At 71.4% G+C, this 24,023-nt stretch carries 21 protein-coding genes; 17 read left to right on the top strand and 4 right to left on the bottom strand.

Going from position 1 to position 24,023, the window contains the following annotated elements:
- The first annotated feature begins 133 nt into the window (after nt 1-133).
- Nucleotides 134-2,557, top strand: a complete 2,424-nt coding sequence (locus AB0D44_RS23995; protein ID WP_362594511.1) for a bifunctional (p)ppGpp synthetase/guanosine-3',5'-bis(diphosphate) 3'-pyrophosphohydrolase — start codon at nt 134-136, stop codon at nt 2,555-2,557.
- A 73-nt stretch (nt 2,558-2,630) separates the two neighbouring features.
- Here the strand turns inward: AB0D44_RS23995 and AB0D44_RS23990 are convergent, their stop codons facing one another.
- Both AB0D44_RS23990 and AB0D44_RS23985 read right to left on the bottom strand, forming a co-directional pair.
- On the bottom strand, nt 2,631-3,860 hold the full coding sequence (locus AB0D44_RS23990) for a DUF349 domain-containing protein (RefSeq protein WP_362594509.1): 1,230 nt from the start codon (nt 3,858-3,860) through the stop codon (nt 2,631-2,633).
- 194 nt (nt 3,861-4,054) lie between these two features.
- Nucleotides 4,055-4,837, bottom strand: coding sequence for a peptidylprolyl isomerase (locus tag AB0D44_RS23985; RefSeq protein WP_362594507.1), 783 nt, complete (start codon nt 4,835-4,837; stop codon nt 4,055-4,057).
- A gap of 154 nt (nt 4,838-4,991) precedes the next feature.
- Here AB0D44_RS23985 and AB0D44_RS23980 point away from each other — a divergent pair, with 154 nt between their 5' ends.
- The 4 genes from AB0D44_RS23980 to AB0D44_RS23965 all read left to right on the top strand — a co-directional run bounded on the left by AB0D44_RS23980 (nt 4,992) and on the right by AB0D44_RS23965 (nt 9,111).
- Entirely contained in the window at nt 4,992-5,705 is a 714-nt protein-coding gene (locus AB0D44_RS23980; RefSeq protein ID WP_362594505.1) for an MBL fold metallo-hydrolase, read from the top strand.
- Between the two features lie 10 nt (nt 5,706-5,715).
- Nucleotides 5,716-6,975 (top strand): histidine--tRNA ligase, encoded by a 1,260-nt coding sequence (hisS, locus tag AB0D44_RS23975; RefSeq protein WP_362594503.1) that lies wholly within the window; start codon nt 5,716-5,718, stop codon nt 6,973-6,975.
- Nucleotides 6,976-7,094: 119 nt separating this feature from the next.
- Nucleotides 7,095-7,712, top strand: a complete 618-nt coding sequence (locus AB0D44_RS23970; RefSeq protein ID WP_362594501.1) for a vitamin K epoxide reductase family protein — start codon at nt 7,095-7,097, stop codon at nt 7,710-7,712.
- A gap of 43 nt (nt 7,713-7,755) precedes the next feature.
- Nucleotides 7,756-9,111 (top strand): replication-associated recombination protein A, encoded by a 1,356-nt coding sequence (locus tag AB0D44_RS23965; protein WP_362594499.1) that lies wholly within the window; start codon nt 7,756-7,758, stop codon nt 9,109-9,111.
- 98 nt (nt 9,112-9,209) lie between these two features.
- Here AB0D44_RS23965 and AB0D44_RS23960 read toward each other — a convergent pair whose 3' ends face one another.
- Entirely contained in the window at nt 9,210-9,860 is a 651-nt protein-coding gene (locus tag AB0D44_RS23960) for a DUF2470 domain-containing protein (RefSeq protein ID WP_362594497.1), read from the bottom strand.
- A 286-nt stretch (nt 9,861-10,146) separates the two neighbouring features.
- Between AB0D44_RS23960 and rpsD the strand changes: the two genes are divergently transcribed.
- Nucleotides 10,147-10,758 carry a 30S ribosomal protein S4 gene (gene rpsD / locus AB0D44_RS23955; protein WP_030026606.1) on the top strand — a complete coding sequence of 204 codons (612 nt, stop codon included), beginning with the start codon at nt 10,147-10,149 and terminating at the stop codon, nt 10,756-10,758.
- Nucleotides 10,759-10,772: 14 nt separating this feature from the next.
- Here the strand turns inward: rpsD and AB0D44_RS23950 are convergent, their stop codons facing one another.
- Entirely contained in the window at nt 10,773-12,998 is a 2,226-nt protein-coding gene (locus tag AB0D44_RS23950; RefSeq protein ID WP_362594495.1) for an AAA family ATPase, read from the bottom strand.
- Nucleotides 12,999-13,143: 145 nt separating this feature from the next.
- On the opposite strand from AB0D44_RS23950, the gene AB0D44_RS23945 reads away from it, so the two are divergent.
- From AB0D44_RS23945 to AB0D44_RS23895, 11 genes are all read left to right on the top strand, one after another.
- On the top strand, nt 13,144-13,572 hold the full coding sequence (locus AB0D44_RS23945) for a DUF948 domain-containing protein (RefSeq protein WP_362594493.1): 429 nt from the start codon (nt 13,144-13,146) through the stop codon (nt 13,570-13,572).
- Nucleotides 13,573-13,580: 8 nt separating this feature from the next.
- Complete coding sequence (locus tag AB0D44_RS23940; RefSeq protein ID WP_362594491.1) at nt 13,581-13,934, top strand: DUF6167 family protein; 354 nt, start codon at nt 13,581-13,583, stop codon at nt 13,932-13,934.
- The gene (gene alaS / locus AB0D44_RS23935; RefSeq protein ID WP_362594489.1) at nt 13,934-16,603 is read left to right on the top strand and encodes an alanine--tRNA ligase; all 2,670 of its coding nucleotides are present in this window, start codon (nt 13,934-13,936) and stop codon (nt 16,601-16,603) included. Before AB0D44_RS23940 ends, alaS begins: the two co-directional genes overlap by 1 nt.
- Before the next feature lie 2 nt (nt 16,604-16,605).
- Nucleotides 16,606-17,076 (top strand): Holliday junction resolvase RuvX, encoded by a 471-nt coding sequence (gene ruvX, locus AB0D44_RS23930; RefSeq protein WP_362397068.1) that lies wholly within the window; start codon nt 16,606-16,608, stop codon nt 17,074-17,076.
- 78 nt (nt 17,077-17,154) lie between these two features.
- Nucleotides 17,155-18,897, top strand: a complete 1,743-nt coding sequence (gene mltG, locus AB0D44_RS23925; protein ID WP_362594486.1) for an endolytic transglycosylase MltG — start codon at nt 17,155-17,157, stop codon at nt 18,895-18,897.
- Between the two features lie 6 nt (nt 18,898-18,903).
- Entirely contained in the window at nt 18,904-19,728 is an 825-nt protein-coding gene (locus AB0D44_RS23920; RefSeq protein WP_362594484.1) for a shikimate dehydrogenase, read from the top strand.
- Between the two features lie 163 nt (nt 19,729-19,891).
- Nucleotides 19,892-21,076: a chorismate synthase gene (aroC, locus tag AB0D44_RS23915; protein ID WP_362594482.1), complete on the top strand. Its 1,185-nt coding sequence runs from the start codon at nt 19,892-19,894 to the stop codon at nt 21,074-21,076.
- Nucleotides 21,073-21,609: a shikimate kinase gene (locus AB0D44_RS23910; protein WP_362594480.1), complete on the top strand. Its 537-nt coding sequence runs from the start codon at nt 21,073-21,075 to the stop codon at nt 21,607-21,609. Before aroC ends, AB0D44_RS23910 begins: the two co-directional genes overlap by 4 nt.
- Nucleotides 21,606-22,697 carry a 3-dehydroquinate synthase gene (gene aroB / locus AB0D44_RS23905; RefSeq protein WP_362594479.1) on the top strand — a complete coding sequence of 364 codons (1,092 nt, stop codon included), beginning with the start codon at nt 21,606-21,608 and terminating at the stop codon, nt 22,695-22,697. The genes AB0D44_RS23910 and aroB overlap by 4 nt, the downstream gene beginning before the upstream one ends.
- Nucleotides 22,694-23,140, top strand: coding sequence for a type II 3-dehydroquinate dehydratase (aroQ, locus tag AB0D44_RS23900; RefSeq protein WP_362594478.1), 447 nt, complete (start codon nt 22,694-22,696; stop codon nt 23,138-23,140). The genes aroB and aroQ overlap by 4 nt, the downstream gene beginning before the upstream one ends.
- 42 nt (nt 23,141-23,182) lie before the next feature.
- The gene (locus AB0D44_RS23895; protein WP_362594476.1) at nt 23,183-23,935 is read left to right on the top strand and encodes an AAA family ATPase; all 753 of its coding nucleotides are present in this window, start codon (nt 23,183-23,185) and stop codon (nt 23,933-23,935) included.
- Nucleotides 23,936-24,023: the final 88 nt, after the last annotated feature.

Genomic DNA, 24,023 nt, shown 5'->3' with positions numbered 1-24,023 from the left:
CCGGTGCAGGACCGAGGCGTGGGCTCGGGGAACGAGGCGGCGCAACGCTCGCTACCATGGGTTATCCGGACCTGACCGGGGCCCCGGATCCGCCCCCCAGACACCGTCCGGGGGGACCCCCAGAGGAGCGCTCTTGCCAGACGAGGTCCAGCCACTCTCCGCCGCGCAGCCCGACCCGCAGGCCGAGCAGGCCACGGCGGCCGCCGCCACGCCCCCGCCGGCCCCGCCGGTCAAGCCCGTGCCGGCGAAGTCGGCCGGGTCCTCCAACCGGGTGCGCGCCCGGCTCGCCCGGCTGGGCGTCCAGCGCTCCAACCCGTACAACCCGGTACTGGAGCCCCTGCTCCGCATAGTCCGCAGCAACGACCCGAAGATCGAGACGGCGACGCTGCGCCAGCTGGAACAGGCCTACCAGGTCGCGGAGCGCTGGCACCGGGGCCAGAAGCGCAAGAGCGGCGACCCGTACATCACCCACCCGCTCGCGGTGACCACCATCCTCGCCGAGCTCGGCATGGACCCGGCCACCCTGATGGCGGGCCTGCTCCACGACACCGTCGAGGACACCGAGTACGGCCTCGAGGACCTGCGCCGCGACTTCGGCGACGCCGTAGCCCTCCTCGTCGACGGCGTGACCAAGCTCGACCGGGTCAAGTTCGGCGAGGCGGCCCAGGCCGAGACCGTCCGCAAGATGGTCGTGGCGATGGCCAAGGACCCCCGGGTCCTGGTGATCAAGCTCGCCGACCGCCTGCACAACATGCGCACCATGCGCTACCTCAAGCGGGAGAAGCAGGAGAAGAAGGCCCGCGAGACCCTCGAGATCTACGCGCCGCTGGCCCATCGCCTCGGCATGAACACGATCAAGTGGGAACTCGAGGACCTCTCCTTCGCGATCCTCTACCCGAAGATGTACGACGAGATCGTCCGGCTCGTCGCCGAGCGGGCGCCCAAGCGGGACGAGTACCTCGCCGTCGTCACCGACGAGGTGATGGTCGACCTCAGGGCCGCCAGGATCAAGGCCACCGTCACCGGCCGGCCCAAGCACTACTACAGCGTCTACCAGAAGATGATCGTCCGCGGCCGTGACTTCGCGGAGATCTACGACCTGGTGGGCATCCGCGTCCTGGTCGACACCGTCCGAGACTGCTACGCCGCCCTCGGCACCGTGCACGCGCGATGGAACCCGGTCCCCGGCCGGTTCAAGGACTACATCGCGATGCCCAAGTTCAACATGTACCAGTCGCTCCACACGACGGTCATCGGGCCCAGCGGCAAGCCGGTCGAGCTCCAGATCCGCACCTTCGACATGCACCGCCGTGCCGAGTACGGCATCGCCGCCCACTGGAAGTACAAGCAGCAGACCGTCGCCGGTACCTCGAAGGTACGCACCGACGTGCCCCAGGCCGCCAAGGGCAGCGCCGGGCAGGACACGGTCAACGACATGGCCTGGCTGCGCCAGCTGCTCGACTGGCAGAAGGAGACCGAGGACCCGGGCGAGTTCCTCGACTCGCTGCGCTTCGACCTCTCGCGCAACGAGGTCTTCGTCTTCACGCCCAAGGGCGACGTCATAGCGCTGCCGGCCGGGGCCACGCCCGTGGACTTCGCGTACGCCGTCCACACCGAGGTCGGCCACCGGACGATAGGGGCCCGGGTCAACGGCCGCCTCGTCCCGCTGGAGTCCACCCTCGACAACGGCGACCTGGTCGAGGTCTTCACCTCCAAGGCCGAGGGTGCCGGACCGTCCCGCGACTGGCTCGGCTTCGTCAAGTCCCCGCGCGCCCGCAACAAGATCCGCGCCTGGTTCTCCAAGGAGCGCCGCGACGAGGCCATCGAGCACGGCAAGGACGCCATCGCCCGGGCCATGCGCAAGCAGAACCTGCCGATCCAGCGCATCCTCACCGGCGACTCCCTCGTCACCCTCGCCCACGAGATGCGCTACCCCGACATCTCCTCCCTGTACGCGGCCATCGGCGAGGGCCACGTCGCCGCCCAGGGCGTCGTACAGAAACTGGTGCAGGCCCTCGGGGGCGAGGAAGCCGCCAACGAGGACATCGAGGAGTCGATCCCGCCGGCGCGCGCCCGCAACAAGCGGCGCAGCAACGCCGACCCGGGTGTCGTGGTCAAGGGCGTCGACGACGTGTGGGTCAAGCTGGCCCGCTGCTGCACCCCGGTGCCGGGCGACCCGATCATCGGGTTCGTCACCCGCGGCAGCGGCGTATCGGTTCACCGCGCGGACTGCGTCAACGTCGACTCGCTCTCGCAGCAGCCCGAGCGGATGCTCGAAGTCGAATGGGCGCCCACCCAGTCCTCGGTCTTCCTCGTCGCCATCCAGGTCGAGGCCCTGGACCGGTCCCGCCTGCTGTCGGACGTCACCCGCGTCCTGTCGGACCAGCACGTGAACATCCTCTCGGCCGCCGTCCAGACCTCCCGCGACCGTGTGGCCACCTCCCGCTTCACCTTCGAGATGGGCGACCCCAAGCACCTGGGCCACGTCCTGAAGGCCGTGCGGGGCGTGGAGGGCGTGTACGACGTCTACCGCGTGACCTCGGCCCGCAGGCCGTAGCCGCGCACGCGCAGGAGGGCCCCGGTACGGATCTGCGTACCGGGGCCCTCCTGCGTCCGGGGGAGCCGGGCTGTCAGCCGCCGAACTCCTCCAGGCCCTTCAGCGCCTGGTCGAGCAGGGCCTGGCGGCCCTCCAGCTCGCGCGAGAGCTTGTCGGCCTTCGCGTTGTTGCCCGCCGCACGGGCCGCGTCGATCTGCTCACGCAGCTTGTCGACGGCCGCCTGGAGCTGGCCCGTCAGACCCGCCGCACGCGCCCGCGCCTCCGGGTTCGTACGACGCCACTCGCCCTCCTCGGCCTCCTGGATGGCCCGCTCGACCGCGTGCATCCGGCCCTCGACCTTCGGCCGGGCGTCCCGCGGCACGTGGCCGATGGCCTCCCAGCGCTCGTTGAGGGAGCGGAACGCGGCACGGGCCGCCTTCAGGTCGGTGACCGGGACGAGCTTCTCGGCCTCGTCGGCCAGCTCTTCCTTCAGCTTCAGGTTCTCGGTCTGCTCGGCGTCCCGCTCGGCGAACACCTCGCTGCGCGCCGCGAAGAAGACGTCCTGCGCGCCGCGGAAACGGTTCCACAGGTCGTCCTCGGCCTCGCGCTGCGCCCGGCCCGCCGCCTTCCAGTCCGCCATCAGCTCGCGGTAGCGGGCGGCCGTGGGGCCCCAGTCGGTCGACTTCGACAGCGCCTCGGCCTCGGCGACCAGCTTCTCCTTGACCTTGCGGGCGTCCTCGCGCTGCGCGTCCAGCGAGGCGAAGTGCGCCTTGCGGCGCTTGGAGAACGCGGAGCGGGCGTGCGAGAAGCGGTGCCACAGCTCGTCGTCCGACTTGCGGTCCAGCCGCGGCAGGCCCTTCCAGATGTCCACCAGGGCGCGCAGCCGCTCGCCCGCGCTGCGCCACTGGTCGCTCTGCGCCAGCTCCTCGGCCTCGACGACCAGCGCGTCCTTGGCCGCGCGGGCCTCGTCCGTCTGCTTGGCCTTCTGGGCCTTGCGCTCCTCGCGCCGCGACTCGACGGTCGCGACCAGCTTGTCCAGCCGTACGCGCAGCGCGTCGAGGTCACCCACGGCATGGTGCTCGTCGACCTGCGTGCGCAAGTGGTCGATCGCCGTCTGCGCGTCCTTGGCGGACAGATCGGTGGTCCGCACCCGCTTTTCGAGGAGGCCGATCTCCACCACCAGGCCCTCGTACTTGCGCTCGAAATAGGCCAGGGCCTCCTCAGGGGTGCCCGCCTGCCACGAACCGACGATCTTCTCGCCATCGGCAGTACGCACGTACACGGTGCCCGTCTCGTCGACTCGGCCCCACGGGTCGCTGCTCACAGCGCCTCCTCCACCTGATGCCTTGCGAGGGGTTCACCCCCTGGGCATCGTCCACAGTTTCCTGGGGCGGGCCGCGCCCGCCCTGCACAACGCCAACATAGGCGACCGCCGGGCCGGCTGTCCGCATCCCGCACGACGGAATATCGACGTACGGGCGGTAAGCGGGCGGCCGGGCCCGGGGCAGCGGCTTGCGGTCAGTTCTGGGTGACGGTGCCCTTCTCGATCTTCACGTCGTTCTTCGGGGCCCCGTCCTGGCCGCCGTCGGCGGTACCCGCCTTGGCGATCTCCTCGAGGACCTTCATGCCGGCCGCGTCGATCTTGCCGAAGGGGGTGTACGAGGGCGCCAGCGGGCTGTCCTTGTAGACCAGGAAGAACTGGCTGCCGCCCGAGCCGGGCCGGCCGGTGTTGGCCATCGCGACCGTGCCCGCCGGGTAGACGACCTGGCCCTGCTCGTTCGGCTTGCCGAGGGCGTCCAGGTTCTCGTCCGGGATGGTGTAGCCGGGGCCGCCCGTGCCCGTGCCCTGCGGGTCGCCGCACTGGAGCACGAAGATCCCGCCCGCGGTCAGGCGGTGGCACTTGGTGTCGTCGAAGTAGCCCTTGTCGGCGAGCGACTTGAAGGAGTTCACGGTCTGCGGGGTCTTCGCCGCGTCCATCGTGAAGTTGATGTCGCCCGCGCTGGTCTTCAGGGCGAAGGTGTACTTGGCCTTCTGGTCGATGGCCATCTCGGGCGACGGGGACTGCTTCGGCGAGGCCGTGGCGGAGGGAGTGGCGGCCGGGTCGGCCGCCTGGTCCTTGGTGTCCTTGTCGAACACGCCGCCCACGATGAGGCCGACCAGCGTCGCGATCACCACGGCCACCGCCGCGCCGATCACCGCCGCCCGGCGGCGCGCCTTCTGCCGGGCCTCGGCCCGGCGCTTCTGCTGGCGCTCGTACTTCTCCCTGGCGAGCTGTCGCCGCCGCTGATCGCTCGTGACCACCGGGTCGTCTCCTTGTGCGTCTCTGGTACCGCTGTCCGGGCTGGGTTAAGGCCGTACCGTATATGGGTTCGCTGTGTGATGAGGGGCGCCGGTAGGCTCTGAGCAGCAGCATTCCGATCTGCAGCCTCCCGCCGGACGACGATTGAGGACGAACGTGCTGATTGCCGGGTTCCCCGCCGGGGCCTGGGGGACCAACTGTTACCTGGTCGCCCCCGCCGCCGGTGAGGAGTGCGTCATCATCGACCCGGGCCACCAGGCCGTCCAGGGTGTCGAGGAGACGCTGAAGAAGCATCGGCTCAAGCCCGTCGCGGTCGTGCTGACCCATGGCCACATCGATCATGTGGCCTCGGTCGTCCCGGTGTGCGGAGCACACGACGTACCGGCCTGGATCCACCCCGAGGACCGCTACATGATGAGCGACCCGGAGAAGGCCCTCGGCCGCTCGATCGGGATGCCGCTCATGGGCGAGCTGACCGTGGGCGAGCCGGACGACGTCCGCGAGCTGACCGACGGCGCCGCCCTGAAGCTGGCCGGAATGGACTTCTCCGTGGCGCACGCGCCGGGGCATACCAAGGGGTCGGTGACCTTCCGGATGCCGGAGGCCTCGGACATCCCGTCCGTGTTCTTCTCCGGCGACCTGCTCTTCGCCGGCTCCATCGGACGCACCGACCTGCCCGGTGGCTCCCACGCCGAGATGCTCGAGTCGCTGGGCCGCGTGTGCCTGCCGCTCGACGACTCGACCGTGGTGCTGTCCGGCCACGGTCCCCAGACCACCATCGGCCGTGAGCGCGCGACCAACCCGTACCTGCGGGAAGTCGCCGCCGGCCTGCGAGCGGACCCGACCGCCGCTCCACGACGAGGAATGTGACGAGAGCTTCGTGGCTACTTTTCAGGCCCCCAAGGGCACGTACGACCTGATCCCGCCGGTCTCCGTGAAGTACCTGGCGGTGCGCGAGGCCATCTCCGCCCCGCTGCGCAACTCCGGCTACGGGTACATCGAGACCCCCGGCTTCGAGGACGTCGGCCTGTTCGCCCGCGGCGTCGGCGAGTCCACCGACATCGTCTCCAAGGAGATGTACGCCTTCGAGACCAAGGGCGGTGACCAGCTCGCCCTGCGCCCCGAGGGCACGGCCTCCGTGCTGCGCGCGGCCCTGGAGGCGAGCCTGCACAAGAAGGGCAACCTGCCGGTCAAGCTCTGGTACTCGGGCTCGTACTACCGCTACGAGAAGCCGCAGAAGGGCCGCTACCGCCACTTCTCGCAGGTCGGTGCCGAGGCCATCGGCGCCGAGGACCCGGCCCTGGACGCCGAGCTGATCATCCTGGCCGACGAGGCGTACCGCTCGCTGGGCCTGCGCAACTTCCGGATCCTGCTGAACTCGCTGGGCGACAAGGAGTGCCGCCCGGTGTACCGGGAGGCGCTGCAGTCCTTCCTGCGCGGACTCAACCTGGACGAGGAGACCATTCGCCGGGCCGAGATCAACCCGCTGCGGGTGCTCGACGACAAGCGGGCCGACGTGCAGAAGCAGCTGGTCGGCGCGCCGATGCTGCGCGACTACCTGTGCGACGCGTGCAAGGCGTACCACGAGGAGGTCCGGGCGCTGATCACGGCTGCCGGGGTCGCCTTCGAGGACGACGAGAAGCTGGTGCGCGGCCTCGACTACTACACGCGGACCACCTTCGAATTCGTCCACGACGGCCTGGGCTCCCAGTCCGCGGTGGGCGGCGGCGGCCGCTACGACGGCCTGTCCGAGATGATCGGCGGCCCGGCGCTGCCGTCCGTGGGCTGGGCCCTGGGCGTCGACCGCACGGTCCTGGCGCTCGAGGCCGAGGGCGTCGAGCTGGACATCCCGGCGGCGACGTCGGTGTTCGCCGTGGCGCTGGGCGAGGCCAAGCCGACCCTGTTCGGGCTGGTCACCCAGCTGCGCAAGGCGGGCATCGCGGCCGACATGTCCTACGGCGGCAAGGGCCTCAAGGGCGCGATGAAGGACGCGAACCGCAGCGGCGCGCGCTTCGCGGTCGTCGCGGGCGACCGCGACCTCGCCGACGGTGTCGTCCAGCTGAAGGACATGGAGTCCGGTGACCAGGCCGCCGTGCCCGTCGCCGAGCTCGTCGACACGGTCCGGGCGCGCCTCGCCTGACGGCGGGGGCGGCGGACGAACGGACGGGACCGGGGATGTTTCCCCGGCCCCGTCCGTTCACAGCGGCGTACGGCACAATGGCCGGTGCTTGTTGACCTTGCAGATGTGGAGCGGGCGGTATGACGACACGAGCTACGGACGCGCAATCCGCCCCGGGGAACACCGTCGGGGGCAGCCGGGCGCTGGCCCTGCTGCTGGTGATCACGGGGGCCGCGGGCCTCCTCGCCGCCTGGGTGATCACGATCGACAAGTTCAAGCTGCTCGAGGACCCGAACTTCACCCCCGGCTGCAGCCTGAACCCGGTCGTCTCCTGCGGCAACATCATGAAGAGCGACCAGGCCGCCGTCTTCGGCTTCCCGAACCCCATGCTCGGACTGGTCGCCTACGGCATCGTGATCTGTGTGGGCATGAGCCTGCTCGCCGGGGCCCGCTTCCGCCGCTGGTACTGGCTGACCTTCAACGCCGGCACGCTCTTCGGCGTCGTGTTCTGCGCCTGGCTGACCTACCAGTCGCTCTACACCATCAACTCGCTCTGCCTGTGGTGCTGCCTGGCCTGGGTCGCCACCATCCTGATGTTCTGGTACGTCACCTCCCACAACGTGCGCCAGGGCCTGCTGCCCGCGCCGGGCTGGCTGAAGGCCTTCCTCGACGAGTTCACCTGGGTGCTGCCCGTGCTGCACATCGGGATCATCGGAATGCTGATCCTCACGCGCTGGTGGGACTTCTGGACCTCCTGACCGGGCGCGGCCGTCTGTCGGTGGCCTCGCATAGGCTTCCGGTGTGGAACCAGACCTCTTCACCGCCGCTGCCGAAGACCGCCGGGAGAAGGACCCCTCGACCTCTCCGCTGGCCGTCCGGATGCGCCCGCGCACCCTGGACGAGGTCGTCGGCCAGCAGCACCTGCTGAAGCCCGGATCACCGCTGCGGCGGCTGGTCGAGGAGGGGGCCGGCGGCCCGGCCGGTGCCTCCTCGGTGATCCTCTGGGGCCCGCCGGGCATCGGCAAGACCACCCTGGCCTACGTGGTCAGCCAGGCCACCCGGAAGCGGTTCGTGGAGCTGTCCGCCATCACGGCGGGAGTCAAGGAAGTGCGCGCGGTCATCGAGGGCGCCAAGCGCGCGGCCGGCGGCTACGGCAAGGACACCGTCCTCTTCCTCGACGAGATCCACCGCTTCAGCAAGGCGCAGCAGGACTCGCTGCTCCCGGCCGTCGAGAACCGCTGGGTGACGCTGATCGCGGCCACCACCGAGAACCCGTACTTCTCGATCATCTCCCCGCTGCTGTCGCGCTCCCTGCTGCTGACGCTGGAGCCGCTGACGGACGGGGACCTCAGCGCGCTGATGCGGCGGGCGCTGACGGAGGAGCGCGGCCTGGGCGGGGCGGTCACCCTGCCCGCGGACGCGGAAGCGCACCTGCTGCGGATCGCCGGCGGCGACGCCCGGCGGGCGCTCACCGCACTGGAGGCGGGAGCCGGGGCAGCCCTCGCCAAGGGCGAGGAGGAGATCACCCTCCAGACGGTGGAGGAGGCGGTCGACCGCGCCGCGGTCCGCTACGACCGGGACGGCGACCAGCACTACGACGTGGCGAGCGCCCTGATCAAGTCGATCCGCGGCTCCGACGTGGACGCGGCGCTGCACTACCTGGCCCGGATGATCGACGCGGGGGAGGACCCGCGTTTCATCGCGCGACGCCTGATGATCTCGGCGAGCGAGGACATCGGCCTGGCGGACCCGACGGCCCTGCCGCTCGCGGTGGCCGCGGCCCAGGCGGTGGCGATGATCGGCTTCCCGGAGGCGGCCCTGACCCTCTCGCACGCCACGATCGCCCTGGCCCTGGCCCCGAAGTCGAACACCGCGACGACCGCGATCGGGGCCGCGCTGGCCGACGTACGGGCCGGGCTGGCGGGTTCCGTACCGGCGCACCTGAGGGACGGGCACTACAAGGGCGCGGCGAAGCTGGGGCACGCGGTGGGGTACGTGTACCCGCACGACGTGCCGGGCGGCATCGCGGCCCAGCAGTACGCGCCGGACGAGATCCACGGGAAGCGGTACTACGAACCGACGCGCTACGGCGCGGAGGCGCGGTACGCGGACGTGGTGGAGAAGGTCCGCGAGCGGCTGCGGGGTGCCGGGTCCTGACCTGCGGCGCCGCCGCGCAAGCGCCCCCGGGCTGCGCCCGGGCTCCTGGGGCTCCGCCCCAGACCCCGCGCCTCAAACGCCGACGAGGCTGGATCTGCCTAGTGGCCCGCCGCTGTGAACAGCGTGTGCATCGCGCGGCGCAGTCCGCAGATGTCCGCCACCGGTTCGGGGAAGTCGAAGCGGGCGTCGAAGGAGCCGGCCGCGCCGCCGCTGAAGCGGACGCGCAGGCCCAGCCGGTCCAGCGCGAGCGGGACGGCCCCGAGGCCGTCGGCCTCGCGGGGGCCGAGCAGCCCGCACAGCTCGCCGATGCGGTCGCCGTGGGCTGCGTACAGGTGCTGGAGGAGCTCCGTCTCGTGCGCGACCATCGGGTCCGGCTCGGCCGCGGCCAGCTCCTCGGGGTCCACGTGCTCCGCGCCCCACAGGTCGTCGACCGAGATCTCGCCGACCTCCAGGCGCAGCAGCGTCCAGCGGCCCTCGGCCAGACCCAGCAGCTCGCCCACCGGCCGGCGCTCCGCGAGCAGCGCCGCGCAGGCCGCGCGGTCGGTCCCGCGTACCGCCGTCAGCCAGCCGGCCAGCCACGCGCGGCCTCGGATACGATGGGGCACGGACACCGGCGCCACGTCCGTGATCTCGATCACGGCGGGGAGGTCGTCGTCCTGGGCGTGAGCGGCTGCCCTGGCAGCCGCGGACTCCGCGGAAACAAGGAGAATCACGTCCCCGTCCGGGGTGACGGTCCGTGCGGCCGGCATCCCCGTCCCGAAGTCGTCGGGCCCGTGACTGTCACGAGCACCCGGCAGCGTGAGGGATACTGAGGCGTTGGACTCTACGAGGGTTCGTACGCGTTCGGCTCCGGTGAGCTGCCGAACGCCTTCCCTGGGACGCGGCTGACCTTGCTTATCGTCGTCGAAAGCGGATTCCGTTGTGTTGGAATCCGAACTTCGGTGCGCACTGGGCAGGGGGATCCCATGTGGTCGAGACATTACGTCCTCCTCGATAAGGTAAGCCTCACCTAACTTACATGGAGGTAGGTTCCCCGTGAACCAGAAGCGACCCAAGGTCAAGAAGTCGCGTGCCCTCGGCATTGCACTGACCCCGAAGGCCGTCAAGTACTTCGAGGCCCGCCCCTACCCGCCGGGCGAGCACGGCCGTGGCCGCAAGCAGAACTCGGACTACAAGGTCCGTCTGCTCGAGAAGCAGCGTCTGCGCGCTCAGTACGACATCTCTGAGCGTCAGATGGCCCGCGCGTACGACCGCGCCAAGAAGGCCGAGGGCAAGACGGGCGAGGCGCTGGTCGTCGAGCTCGAGCGTCGTCTCGACGCCCTGGTCCTGCGTTCGGGCATCGCCCGCACCATCTACCAGGCCCGCCAGATGGTCGTTCACGGCCACATCGAGGTCAACGGCGCCAAGGTCGACAAGCCGTCGTTCCGTGTCCGCCCGGACGACGTCATCACCGTGCGCGAGCGCAGCCGCGAGAAGGTTCCGTTCCAGGTTGCCCGTGAGGGTGGTTACGCAGGCGAGGGCGAGACCCCGCGCTACCTGCAGGTCAACCTGAAGGCCCTGGCCTTCCGCCTGGACCGCGACCCGAACCGCAAGGAAATCCCGGTCATCTGCGACGAGCAGCTGGTCGTCGAGTACTACGCCCGCTGATGCAGGCGTAGCCCTCACAGGCTGGTGGAAACCCGCCGTCCCCTCCGGGGGCGGCGGGTTTTTCCGTCCTCGGGACCCTCCGGCCCGCGCTGCGCCCGTACGACCACGGCCTCCCGGCTCAGCGCCCGCCCCTCCGCCGCGTACGCCGCATAGCGCTCGGCTCCCAGCAGCTCGCCCGCCCGCTCCTGGCACATCAGCCGCGGCGCGTTGAAGTACCCCGAGCCGAACAGCTGCAGGCCCACCCCACCCCACATCGGCTCCGCCGCGCCCTGGAGCACCGCCGCCTCCGCCGGATCGCCCTGCGCGACCGCGACCAGCGCGAGCAGCTCCAAGGCCAGGACCAGCCCCACCAGGTCGTGGAAGGCGTGGTTGATCGCCACGCACTCGGTCAGCAGCTGCCGGGCCTCGTCCGCCGCCCCCGCGTCCAGCGCCGCGTACGCGAGGACGTACAGGGCGTACGCCTTCGTCCAGCGCTCCCCGCGCTCCTCGCAGATCTCCCGGACCTCCCGGCACAGCGAGAGCGCCCCGGCCGGCTCCCCCTGGAAGACCAGTGCCATCGCCAGCTCCACCTGGCACATCAGCACGTTGCTGTTGAGCTCCCCGGCGTCCCGGTACCGCTCCAGCGCCTGCCCCAGCAGCTCGCCGGCCCGCACCATGTCGTCGGAGACCAGCGCCAGGCAGCCCAGCCGGTGCACCGCGTACGCCGCCGCCACCGGGTTCCCGCTGCGCGCCGCCGCGTCCCGGCACTCGTACAGCGCGCTCATGGAGGCCACCGCGTCGCCCTGGAGGGCGGCGACGTACCCGAGCACCCACAGCGCCTTCAGCCGTGAGCTCTCGTACTCCGCCGGCTGGTCCGTGTCCTCCAGGGCCCGCTCCAGCCAGTGGCGTCCCTCGGTGAGCCGGCCGCAGCCCGCCCAGTAGAACCACAGGGTCCCCGCCAGGTACTGGCCCAGGTGGAGCTCGTCCGGGTCGTCCAGCGAGCACTCCAGGGCGAGGCGCAGGTTCGGCAGCTCCGTCTCCACCAGCGCCGCCACCTCCACCTGCCGCGGGCTGAACCAGTCAAGCTCGCACCAGGTCGCCAAGCCGACGTACCAGTCGCGGTGCCGCCGGCGCAGCCGCTCCGCGTCACCCATGGACTCCAGCCAGCCCGCCCCGTACATCCGTACGGTCTCCAGCATCCGGTAGCGCACTCCGGCCGCCGTCTCCTCCCGGAACAGGAGGGACTGCGCGAGGAGCTCCCCGACCAGGTCGAGGACACTGTCCACCGGCAGGTCCGGACCCGCACACACGTATTCCACGGCGTCGAGGTCGAACGGCCCGGCGAAGACCGACAGCCGCGCCCACAGCAGCCGCTCCGCGGCCGTGCACAGCTCGTGGCTCCAGCCGATCGCCGTACGCAGCGCCCGGTGCCGGGGGAGCGCGCCGCGCGAGCCTCCCGTCAGCAGGGCGAAGCGGTCCTCGAGGCGGGCCAGGACCTGCGCGGGGGACAGGGTCCGCAGCCGGCCCGCCGCCAGCTCCAGGGCGAGCGGGATCCCGTCGAGGCGCACGCAGAGCTCGGTCAGGTCGGCGCGGTTCGCCCCGGTCACCGCGAAGGCCGGATCGGCGGCCCGGGCCCGGGCCGCGAGCAGGGTCAGCGCCTCGTCCTGGTCCGGCGGGGCCAGCGGGAAGACCAGCTCCCCGTCCAGGGACAGCGGCCGCCGGCCCGCCGCGAGCACCCGCAGGCCGGGGGAGCCGCGCAACAGCTCCCGTACCAGCCCGGCGGTCTCGTCGACCAGCTGCTCGAAGCCGTCGAGGACCAGCAGCAGCCGCCGCCCGGCCAGGTGCTCGGCCAGGACGGTCCGGGGCGGCCGGGTGGTGTGGTCGGTCAGTCCGAGGGCTTCCGTGACGGTCAGCTCCAGCAGCGCCGGATCCCGTACGGTCGCCAGTTCGACCAGCCACACCCCGTCGAAGTAGCGTTCCTGCGCCGTTTCCGCCCGGGCCCCGGCCGCCCGTGCGTCCTGCCCGTCCTCGCCCGCCGCGTCTGCCCGCGCCGCGTCTGCCCGCGCCGTGTCTGCCCGCGCCGCGTCCTGCCGTGCGCGGGCCGCGGCGAGCACCAGCCGGGACTTGCCGACCCCGCCCGTCCCGGTCACCGTCACCAGCCGTGAGGACTCCAGGAGCCGCCCCACCTCGGCGAGTTCGGCACCCCGCCCGACGAAGCCGCTCAGCTCCGAGGGAAGATTGCCGTAGGTCCGCTGTCGCATGGGACACGGAGGGTACTGGTCCGGACGCGCTGCGTACAAGACGGGCGGGGTCGACCCGGAATTCGGGTACGGCGGCGGATCTCCGGCGCGATAGGGTCGGGGGAGACTTTTCTCCGTAGATTTTCTAGCCAGGGAGCGGTGCAACGTGTCCGGTGGAGAGGTGGCCGGGATCCTCGTGGCCGTCTTCTGGGCCATCCTGGTCTCCTTCCTCGCCGTGGCGCTGGCGAGGCTGGCGCAGGTGCTCAAGGCGACGACCAAGCTGGTGGCCGACGTGACCGAGCAGGCCGTCCCGCTGCTGGCGGACGCCTCCACGACCGTCCGCTCCGCACGCACCCAGCTGGACCGGGTCGACGCCATCGCGAGCGACGTCCAGGAGGTCACCTCCAACGCCTCCGCGCTGTCCTCCACGGTGGCCTCCACCTTCGGGGGACCGCTGGTCAAGGTGGCGGCCTTCGGCTACGGCGTCCGCCGGGCGCTGGGCCGCACCGACGAGGCGCCCGCGAAGACCACCAGGCGATCCGTGATCGTCGGCCGTACCGTGCCGGCGGCCCGCCGCCGGAAGCAGAAGGGCTGAGACTGCCGATGTTCCGCCGAGCCTTCTGGTTCACCGCAGGCGCCGCCGCCGGCGTGTGGGCCACCACCAAGGTCAACCGCCAGCTCAAGAAGCTGACGCCGGAGAGCCTTGCCGCCCAGGCCGCGGACAAGGCCGTGGAGGCGGGCCACCGCCTCAAGGACTTCGCCCTCGACGTCAAGGCGGGAATGACGCAGCGCGAGGACGAGCTGAACGATGCACTGGGGCTGAACAGCGACCCCGACCGGCCCGACAACGTCACCGCCCTCCCCGGGCCCCGGCGGCTGCGGGCCATCGAGCACGACAAGACCACCCACCGATCGAACCGCTCGGCGGTTACGTACAACCGGAATGAGGACCACTGATGGAGTCGGCTGAAATCCGCCGCCGCTGGCTGAGCTTCTTCGAGGAGCGCGGTCACGCCGTTGTCCCTTCGGCGTCGCTCATCGCGGACGACCCGACTCTGCTGCTGGTCAACGCGGGCATGGTCCCCTTCAAGCCGTACTTCCTCGGTGAGACCAAGCCCCCGGCCCCCCGCGCCACCAGCGTGCAGAAGTGCGTCCGCACGCCGGACATCGAAGAGGTCGGCAAGACCACCCGCCACGGCACGTTCTTCCAGATGTGCGGCAACTTCTCCTTCGGCGACTACTTCAAGGAAGGCGCCATCAAGTACGCCTGGGAGCTGCTCACCAGCTCCGTGGCGGACGGCGGCTACGGCCTCGAGCCCGAGAAGCTCTGGATCACCGTCTACCTCGACGACGACGAGGCCGAGGCGATCTGGCGCGACGTCATCGGCGTCCCCTCCGAGCGCATCCAGCGCCTGGGCAAGAAGGACAACTTCTGGTCCATGGGCGTCCCCGGCCCCTGCGGCCCGTGCTCGGAGATCAACTACGACCGCGGCCCGGAGTTCGGCGTCGAGGGCGGCCCGGCCGTCAACGACGAGCGCTACGTGGAGATCTGGAACCTGGTCTTCATGCAGTACGAGCGCGGCGCCGGCGACGGGAAGGAGGACTTCCCGATCCTCGGCGACCTGCCGTCGAAGAACATCGACACCGGTCTCGGCCTCGAGCGCCTCGCCATGATCCTGCAGGGCGTGCAGAACATGTACGAGACCGACACCCTGCGCGTGGTCATGGACAAGGCCACCGAGCTGACCGGCGTCCGGTACGGGGCCGCCCAGGACACCGACGTATCCATGCGCGTGGTCGCCGACCACATCCGCACCTCCGTCATGCTCATCGGCGACGGCGTCACCCCCGGCAACGAGGGCCGCGGCTACGTGCTGCGCCGCATCATGCGCCGCGCCATCCGCAACATGCGCCTCATGGGTGCCACGGGTCCGGTCGTCCAGGACCTCGTCGACGTCGTCATCGACACGATGGGGCAGCAGTACCCGGAGCTCGTCACCGACCGCAAGCGCATCGAGACCGTCGCGCTCGCCGAAGAGGCCGCCTTCCTCAAGGCCGTCAAGGGCGGGACGAACATCCTCGACACCGCCGTGACCGAGACCAAGGCCGCCGGCGGCACGGTCCTGTCCGGCGACAAGGCGTTCCTGCTCCACGACACCTGGGGCTTCCCGATCGACCTCACCCTGGAGATGGCCGCCGAGCAGGGCCTCTCGGTGGACGAGCAGGGCTTCCGCCGGCTCATGCAGGAGCAGCGCGACCGGGCCAAGGCCGACGCCAAGGCCAAGAAGACCGGCCACGCCGACGTCTCCTCGTACCGCGAGATCGCCGACAGCGCCGGCGCCACCGAGTTCACCGGCTACGCCACCACGCAGGGCGAGTCCACCATCGTCGGCCTGCTGGTCAACGGCGTCTCCGCCCCCGCCGCCTCCGAGGGCGACGAGGTCGAGGTCGTCCTCGACCGCACCCCCTTCTACGCCGAGGGCGGCGGCCAGCTCGCCGACCAGGGCCGCATCAAGCTCGACTCGGGCGCCGTCATCGTCGTCCGCGACGTGCAGCAGCCCGTCCCGGGCGTCTCCGTGCACAAGGGCTCCGTCCAGGTCGGCGAGGTGACGGTGGGCGCCTCCGCGTACGCCGCCATCGACGTCCACCGGCGCCGGGCCATCGCCCGAGCCCACTCCGCCACGCACCTGACGCACCAGGCGCTGCGCGACGCCCTGGGCCCGACGGCCGCCCAGGCCGGTTCCGAGAACTCGCCGGGCCGCTTCCGCTTCGACTTCGGTTCGCCGAACGCCGTCCCCGGCACCGTCCTCACCGACGTCGAGCAGAAGATCAACGACGTGCTCTCGCGCGAGCTCGACGTCACCGCCGAGATCATGAGCATCGACGAGGCGAAGAAGCAGGGCGCCATCGCCGAGTTCGGCGAGAAGTACGGCGAGCGCGTGCGCGTCGTCACCATCGGCGACTTCTCCAAGGAGCTGTGCGGCGGCACGCACGTCGGCAACACCGCCCAGCTGGGTCTGGTGAAGCTGCTCGGCGAGTCCTCCATCGGCTCCGGCGTGCGCCGCGTCGAGGCCCTGGTGGGCGTGGACGCGTACAACTTCCTCGCCAAGGAGCACACGGTCGTCGCCCAGCTCCAGGAGCTGGTCAAGGGCCGTCCGGAGGAGCTGCCGGAGAAGATCGCCTCCATGCTCGGCAAGCTGAAGGACGCCGAGAAGGAGATCGAGAAGTTCCGCGCGGAGAAGGTCCTGCAGGCCGCCGCCGGGCTCGCCCAGAACGCCCAGGACATCCACGGCGTCGCCCTCGTCGTCGGCCAGGTGCCGGAGGGTACCGGTGCCGACGACCTGCGCAAGCTGGTCCTCGACGTCCGCGGCCGCATCCCGGGCGACCGCCCGGCCGTGGTCGCGCTCTTCACCGTCGCGGGCGGCCGCCCGCTGACCGTCATCGCCACCAACGAGGCCGCACGCGAGCGCGGTCTCAAGGCCGGCGACCTGGTCCGCACGGCGGCCAAGACCCTCGGCGGCGGCGGTGGCGGCAAGCCGGACGTCGCCCAGGGCGGCGGCCAGAACCCGGACGCCGTCCCGGAGGCCATCAGCGCCGTCGAGCGTCTCGTCGTAGAGACGGCCTGACGATGACCCTGCGCCGCGGCCGCCGACTGGCGATCGATGTGGGGGACGCCCGGATCGGGGTCGCCTCGTGCGACCCCGACGGGGTCCTGGCCACTCCGGTGGAAACCGTTCCGGGCCGGGACGTCCCGTTCGCCCACCGGCGGCTGCGGCAGCTCGTCGAGGAGTACGAGCCCCTCGAGGTCGTGGTCGGTCTGCCCCGCTCGCTCAGCGGGCGGGAGGGGCCGGCCGCGGCCAAGGTGCGCGCCTTCGCGAACGAACTGGCCAAGGGCATCAAGCCGGTGACGGTCCGTCTGGTGGACGAGCGGATGACCACGGTCACCGCCGCCCAGGGCCTGCGGGCCTCCGGCAGGAACGCCAAGAAGGGCAGATCGGTCATCGACCAGGCGGCCGCTGTGGTGATCCTTCAGAACGCTCTTGAGACCGAACGGGTATCAGGTAATCCGCCCGGCGAGTGCGTCGAAGTGGTTGTCTGATCGCGATACGGTAACGTTCCGCGCGATGAGGCGGCATTCGAACAGCCGTCGCTTTCGTCTCGCGGCTCTAGGGGACCGATGACTGAGTATGGCCGGGGCCGTGGCCCCGAACCGTGGCACCCCGAGGACCCCCTGTACGGGGACCAGGGGTGGACCGGGCACCAGACCCAGCAGGGCCAGGCGCCGTACGCCGATCCGCATCAGGGGTACCCGCAGGAACAGCAGTACCAGCAGCAGTACCCCGAGCAGCAGCAGTACATGCAGCAGCCGCAGTACGAGCAGCAGCGGTACGAGCAGCAGCAGTACGAGCAGCAGCCGCAGTACGAGCAGCAGCCGTACGCGCAGCAGGGGCAGTACCAGCAGTACCCGCAGGAGCAGGCCTATGCTCCGCAGGTCCCGCAGGCGCCCCAGCAGCCGGTGTACGACTCCCAGGGCTGGGACACCGGCCAGGGCCAGTACGCCGTCCCCGCGCCGGCCGACCCGTACGCGGGCGCGGACCCCTACGCCCAGCAGGCCGTCGCCGGCTACCCCGGCGAGGCCCCCGACCTGTATGCGACGGCCGAGGCCTACCCGCCGCCGCAGCCCCCGGGCCGGCGCCACCTGGAGCCGGAGCCGGCCGAGCAGGAGGACGAGTCCGACGGCGCGCTCCTCGCGGGCGGGGGCCGCGACGGAGACGGCGAGGAGCCGGCCGGCGGCGGCCGCCGGGGCGGCCGCTCGAAGGGCGGCGAACCCAAGCGGCGCAGCGGCGCCGCCTGCCTGATCTCCAGTCTGGTGATCGTGGGTCTGCTCGGCGGTGGCGGCTACTACGGCTACAACGCCATCAAGGACAGGTTCGCCACGGCCGCGGACTACGTGGGCGAGGGCACCGACGAGTCCGTCGACGTCGAGATCCCCAAGGGCGCCTCGCTGGCCGAAATGGGCCGGATCCTGAAGAAGCTCGGTGTCGTCGCGAGCGTGGAGGCCTTCACCCAGGCCGCCGGCGCGAACGAGAAGGGGAAGTCCATCCAGGCGGGCGTCTACCCGTTGAAGAAGCGGATGTCGGCCGCGTCCGCCGTGGAGTTCATGACGGACCCCACCAAGCTGAACGTGATCACCGTCCCCGAGGGCATGCGCAACGTCGACGTCTACAAGGCGATCGACAAGCGGCTGGGCAAGCAGGAGGGCACCACCCAGGAACTGGCCAAGCGGGAGGCGAAGAACCTCGGCCTGCCGGCCTGGGCGAACAGCAACCCGAAGATCATGGACCCGCTGGAAGGGTTCCTGTACCCGGCGCGCTACGACCTCAAGAAGGACAGCACGCCCGATTCCGTCCTCAAGCAGATGGTCAAGAACGCGACCGAGAAGTACGCCGCGCTCGGCATCGAGGGCAAGGCCAAGGAGCTCGGCCTGGACAACCCGCTCCAGGTGGTCACGGTCGCGAGCCTGCTCAACGCCGAAGGCATGAACCACGACGACTTCACCAAGATGTCCGAGGTCATCTACAACCGTCTGAAGAAGACGAACGACGTCACGAACCAGAAGCTCGAGTTCGACTCGACGATCAACTACCTCAAGGGCACGAGCAACATCAACGTCTCCCGGACGGAGGCGAGGACGCTCGACCACGCCTACAACACGTACTTCTACAAGGGCCTGCCCCCGGGCCCGATCGGCAACCCCGGCGACGACGCCGTGAACGCCACGCTCAACCCCGACAAGGGCGGCTGGATGTTCTTCGTGTCCGTCGACGGGAACAAGACCACCTTCACCAAGACCTTCGCCGAGCACGAGAAACTGGTCGCGGAGTTCAACGAACGGCAAGCGCAGAAAAACGGCGGGTAGGTAGGCATGTCACGCATAAGGGCCGCGGTGCTGGGTTCGCCCATCGAGCACTCCCTCTCACCGGTGCTGCACCGCGCCGCCTACCGGGAGCTCGGCCTCGCCGACTGGTCGTACGACCGCTTCGAGGTCGACGAGGCCGCGCTGCCCGGGTTCATCGCCGGGCTGGGCCCGGAGTGGGCCGGCCTGTCCCTGACGATGCCGCTGAAGCGGGCGGTCATCCCGCTGCTCGACGGCATCAGCGACACCGCCGCCTCGGTGGAGGCGGTCAACACGGTCGTCTTCACGCGGGACGGCCGCCGGCTCGGCGACAACACCGACATCCCCGGCATCGTCGCCGCGCTGCACGAGCGCGGCATCGAGAAGGTGCCGTCCGCCGCCATCCTCGGCGCCGGGGCCACCGCCTCCTCGGCGCTGGCCGCCCTCTCGCGGATCTGCACCGGCGAGGTCACGGCGTACGTGCGCTCGCGGGCCCGCGCCGACGAGATGCGCCAGTGGGGCGAGCGGCTCGGTGTCCCCGTCCGTACGGCCGACTGGGCGGAGGCGGCCGGTGCGCTGACCGCGCCGCTGGTCATCGCGACGACCCCGGCCGGGGCCACCGACGACCTGGCCACCGCCGTGCCCGACGCACCGGGCACCCTGTTCGACGTCCTCTACGACCCTTGGCCGACCGCCCTCGCGGCCTCCTGGTCCCAGCAGGGCGGCACGGTCATCGGAGGCCTGGACCTGCTGGTCCACCAGGCCGTGCTCCAGGTCGAGCAGATGACGGGGCGCGACCGGGGGCCGCTCGCCGCCATACGCGCCGCGGGAGAGCGGGCCCTCGCCGCCCGTTAGGGTCAGCCGCCGGTCAGCTGACGGTCAGCCGGCGGACAAGCCGTCCGATAGCTGGACTCGAGGCAGGTGTGGGCGCCCGGACATGGGAGGATCGGATCAGGCGGGTCCGGGCCGCGCACCGGGGCGCGCCGAGCTGTACCAGGCGCGAGCATGAGGAGCATCGTTGAGCAGGTTGCGTTGGCTGACCGCAGGAGAGTCGCACGGACCGGCACTGGTCGCGACGCTGGAGGGTCTTCCCGCCGGCGTCCCGGTCACCACCGAGCTGGTGGCCGACCACCTGGCGAGGCGCCGGCTCGGCTATGGCCGCGGTGCCCGCATGAAGTTCGAGCAGGACGAGATCACCTTCCTCGGCGGCGTCCGCCACGGACTGTCCCAGGGCGGTCCGGTCGCGATCATGATCGGCAACACCGAGTGGCCCAAGTGGGAGACGGTCATGTCGGCCGACCCGGTCGACCCCTCGCTGCTCAAGGACACCGGCCGCAACGCGCCGCTGACCCGCCCCCGCCCCGGCCACGCCGACCTCGCGGGCATGCAGAAGTACGGCTTCGACGAGGCCCGGCCGATCCTGGAGCGCGCCAGCGCCCGTGAGACCGCCGCCCGCGTCGCCCTCGGAGCCGTCGCCCGCTCCTTCATCAAGGAGGTCGCGGGCATCGAGATCGTCTCGCACGTGGTGGAGCTGGCCGCGGCCAAGGCACCCTACGGCGTCTACCCGACCCCCGCCGACGTCGACAAGCTCGACGCCGACCCGGTGCGCTGCCTCGACGCCGACGCGAGCAAGGCGATGGTCGCGGAGATCGACCAGGCGCACAAGGACGGCGACACGCTCGGCGGCGTCGTCGAGGTGCTCGCGTACGGGGTCCCGGTCGGCCTCGGCTCGCACGTGCACTGGGACCGCCGTCTCGACGCCCGTCTCGCCGCCGCGCTCATGGGCATCCAGGCCATCAAGGGCGTCGAGGTCGGCGACGGCTTCGAGCTGGCCCGCGTGCCCGGCTCCCAGGCGCACGACGAGATCGTCTCCACCCCCGAGGGCATCAAGCGCACGTCCGGCCGCTCCGGCGGCACCGAGGGCGGTCTGACCACCGGCGAACTGCTGCGCGTACGGGCCGCGATGAAGCCCATCGCGACCGTGCCGCGGGCGCTGGCGACCGTGGACGTGGCGACGGGCGAGGCGGCGGTGGCCCACCACCAGCGCTCCGACGTGTGCGCCGTCCCGGCCGCCGGCATCGTGGCCGAGGCCATGGTCGCCCTCGTGCTGGCCGACGCCGTGGTCGAGAAGTTCGGCGGCGACTCCGTCCCCGAGACGCGCCGCAACGTCCAGGGGTACCTCGACCACCTGCAGATCCGGTGACGGGCGGACCCAGCACCCCGGGCGGGCCGGTCGTCGTCCTGGTCGGGCCCCCCGGGTCCGGCAAGTCCACCGTGGGCGCGCTGATCGCCGAGCGGCTCGGCGTCGGCTACCGGGACACCGACGCGGACATCGTCGCCGCCCAGGGCCGGGAGATCTCCGACATCTTCGTCGACGAGGGCGAACCGTACTTCCGTGAGCTGGAACGCCGGGCGGTCGCCGCCGGCGTCGCCGAGCACACCGGAGTCCTCTCCCTCGGCGGCGGCGCCGTCCTCGACCCGGGCACCCGTGCACTGCTGGCCGGGCTGCCCGTCGCCTACCTGTCGATGGAAGTCGAGGCGGCCGTCCGGCGTGCGGGCCTCGGCGCCGCGCGCCCGCTGCTGGCCGTCAACCCGCGCCGCCAGTGGCGCGAGCTGATGGACGCCCGCCGCCCCCTGTACACCGAAGTGGCGCGCGTCGTGGTGGCCACCGACGACCGCACCCCCGAAGAGGTCGCCCAGGCGGTCCTCGACGCTCTGGAGTTGAAGGACGTATGACGGACCAGGTGACGCGGATCCAGGTCGGCGCCGACGCCGGCCACGACGCGTACGAGGTGCTGGTCGGGCACCAGCTGCTCGGCGAACTGGGCAGCATGATCGGCAACAAGGCCCAGCGGGTCGCCGTGATCCACCCCGAGGCCCTGGCCTCGACCGGTGAGGCACTGCGCTACGACCTCGCCGAACAGGGCTACGAGGCGGTCGCCATCCAGGTGCCGAACGCCGAGGAGGCCAAGACGGCCGAGGTGGCCGCGTACTGCTGGAAGGCGCTGGGCCAGTCCGGCTTCACCCGCACCGACGTCGTCGTCGGCGTCGGCGGGGGATCCACCACCGACCTCGCGGGCTTCGTCGCGGCCACCTGGCTGCGCGGGGTCCGCTGGATCGCCGTACCGACCACCGTCCTCGCGATGGTCGACGCGGCCGTCGGCGGCAAGACCGGCATCAACACGGCCGAGGGCAAGAACCTCGTCGGCTCCTTCCATCCGCCGGCCGGCGTGCTGTGCGACCTGGCGGCGCTGGACTCGCTGCCGGTCAACGACTACGTCAGCGGCCTCGCCGAGGTCATCAAGGCCGGATTCATCTCCGACCCGGTGATCCTCGACCTGATCGAGGCGGACCCGCAGGGCGCCCGTACGCCCGCCGGCCCGCACACCACCGAGCTGATCGTGCGCTCGATCCAGGTCAAGGCCGACGTGGTCTCCAGCGACCTCAAGGAGACCGGGCTGCGGGAGTTCCTCAACTACGGCCACACCCTCGCGCACGCCATCGAGAAGAACGAGCGCTACAAGTGGCGCCACGGCGCGGCCGTCTCCGTCGGCATGGTCTTCGCGGCCGAACTGGGCCGGCTCGCGGGCCGCCTCGACGACGCGACCGCCGACCGGCACCGCTCGGTGCTCGCCTCGGTCGGCCTGCCGCTGAGCTACCGCGGCGACCAGTGGCCCAAGCTGCTGCAGACCATGCAGGTCGACAAGAAGTCCCGCGGCAACCTGCTGCGCTTCGTCGTCCTCGACGGACTGGGCAAGCCCACCGTGCTGGAGGGCCCGGACCCGGCGCACCTGATCGCCGCCTACGGCGAGGTCTCCGCGTGAGCCGCCGCGTGCTCGTGCTGAACGGCCCGAACCTGGGCCGGCTCGGCTCGCGCGAGCCGGACGTGTACGGGGCCACCTCGTACGCGGGCCTGGTGGAGAGCTGCCGCACGCTGGGCGCGGAGCTCGGCTTCGACGTCGAGGTCCGCGAGACCAACGACGAGGGGCAGATCGTGCGCTGGCTGCACGAGGCGGCCGACGGGAAGATCCCCGTGGTCATCAACCCGGGCGCCTTCACGCACTACTCGTACGCCATGCGGGACGCGGCGGCGCAGCGCACCGCGCCGCTGATCGAGGTGCACATCTCGAACCCGTACGCGCGCGAGGAGTTCCGGCACACCTCGGTCATCGCCTCCGTGGCCACCGGGACCGTCGCGGGCTTCGGCATCGGGTCGTACAGGCTGGCGCTGCGGGCGCTGGCGGACGAGGTCTCCGGGGTCATATAACGTTCTCGCATCAGTCGCCGGAACGAGACGGAGTTGCACCGGATGCAGCAAGGAGTGGGGAGCGGGGGCGGGGGCTGGGTGCAGTCGGGACAGCACCCGGCAGCGCCGCCGCAGCCGCCGATACCCCCTGCGCAGGGCTGGCCGGGGACCCCGCCTCCGCCACCGCCGCACCCGGTGCCCCCGATGGGCCTGCCGCCCGTACCGGAGGCCACCGGCCACATCCCGCTGCCGCCCGCGGTGCCGGGCACCGGAGGGGCCGTCCTGGCCGTGCTGCTGATCGGCCCGGCCGGGGCGGGCAAGACCACCGTGGCCCGGCACTGGGCGAGCACCCGGCCCGTGCCCACCGCCCACGTCAGCCTGGACGACGTCCGGGAATGGGTCTGCTCGGGCTTCGCGGACCCGCAGGCGGGCTGGAACGAGCACTCCGAGGCCCAGTACCGCCTCGCCCGCCGCACCTGCGGATTCGCCGCCCGCAACTACCTGGCCAACGGGATCTCCTGCATCCTCGACGACGCCGTCTTCCCGGACCGGCCGGTGGTCGGCCTGGGCGGCTGGAAGCGGCACGTGGGCCCCGCCCTGCTGCCCGTGGTGCTGCTGCCCGGCCTGGAGATCGTCCTGGAGCGCAATGCGGCCCGCTCCGGCAACCGCCGGCTCTCCGACGAGGAGGTCGCGCGCATCCACGGCCGGATGGCCGGCTGGTACGGCTCCGGCCTGCCGATCATCGACAACTCGCACCTCGACGTCGAGGGCACGGCCCGGGCGCTGGACGAAGCCCTGGCGCGTGCGCTGGCCTAGGGGGTGTCTGACGGAGGTCCGCGGCGTCGCGGTGCCCGGCACGCACTCTCGCCGCACCGGCCGAAAGCCCAAGTACGTCCAGTACGGG

The sequence above is a fragment of the Streptomyces sp. NPDC048349 genome (assembly GCF_040651925.1).
In the GTDB taxonomy this organism is placed as follows: Bacteria; Actinomycetota; Actinomycetes; order Streptomycetales; family Streptomycetaceae; genus Streptomyces.
Note: the sequence above shows the minus strand (reverse complement) of the source record. Positions and strands in the feature narration are given on the sequence as shown.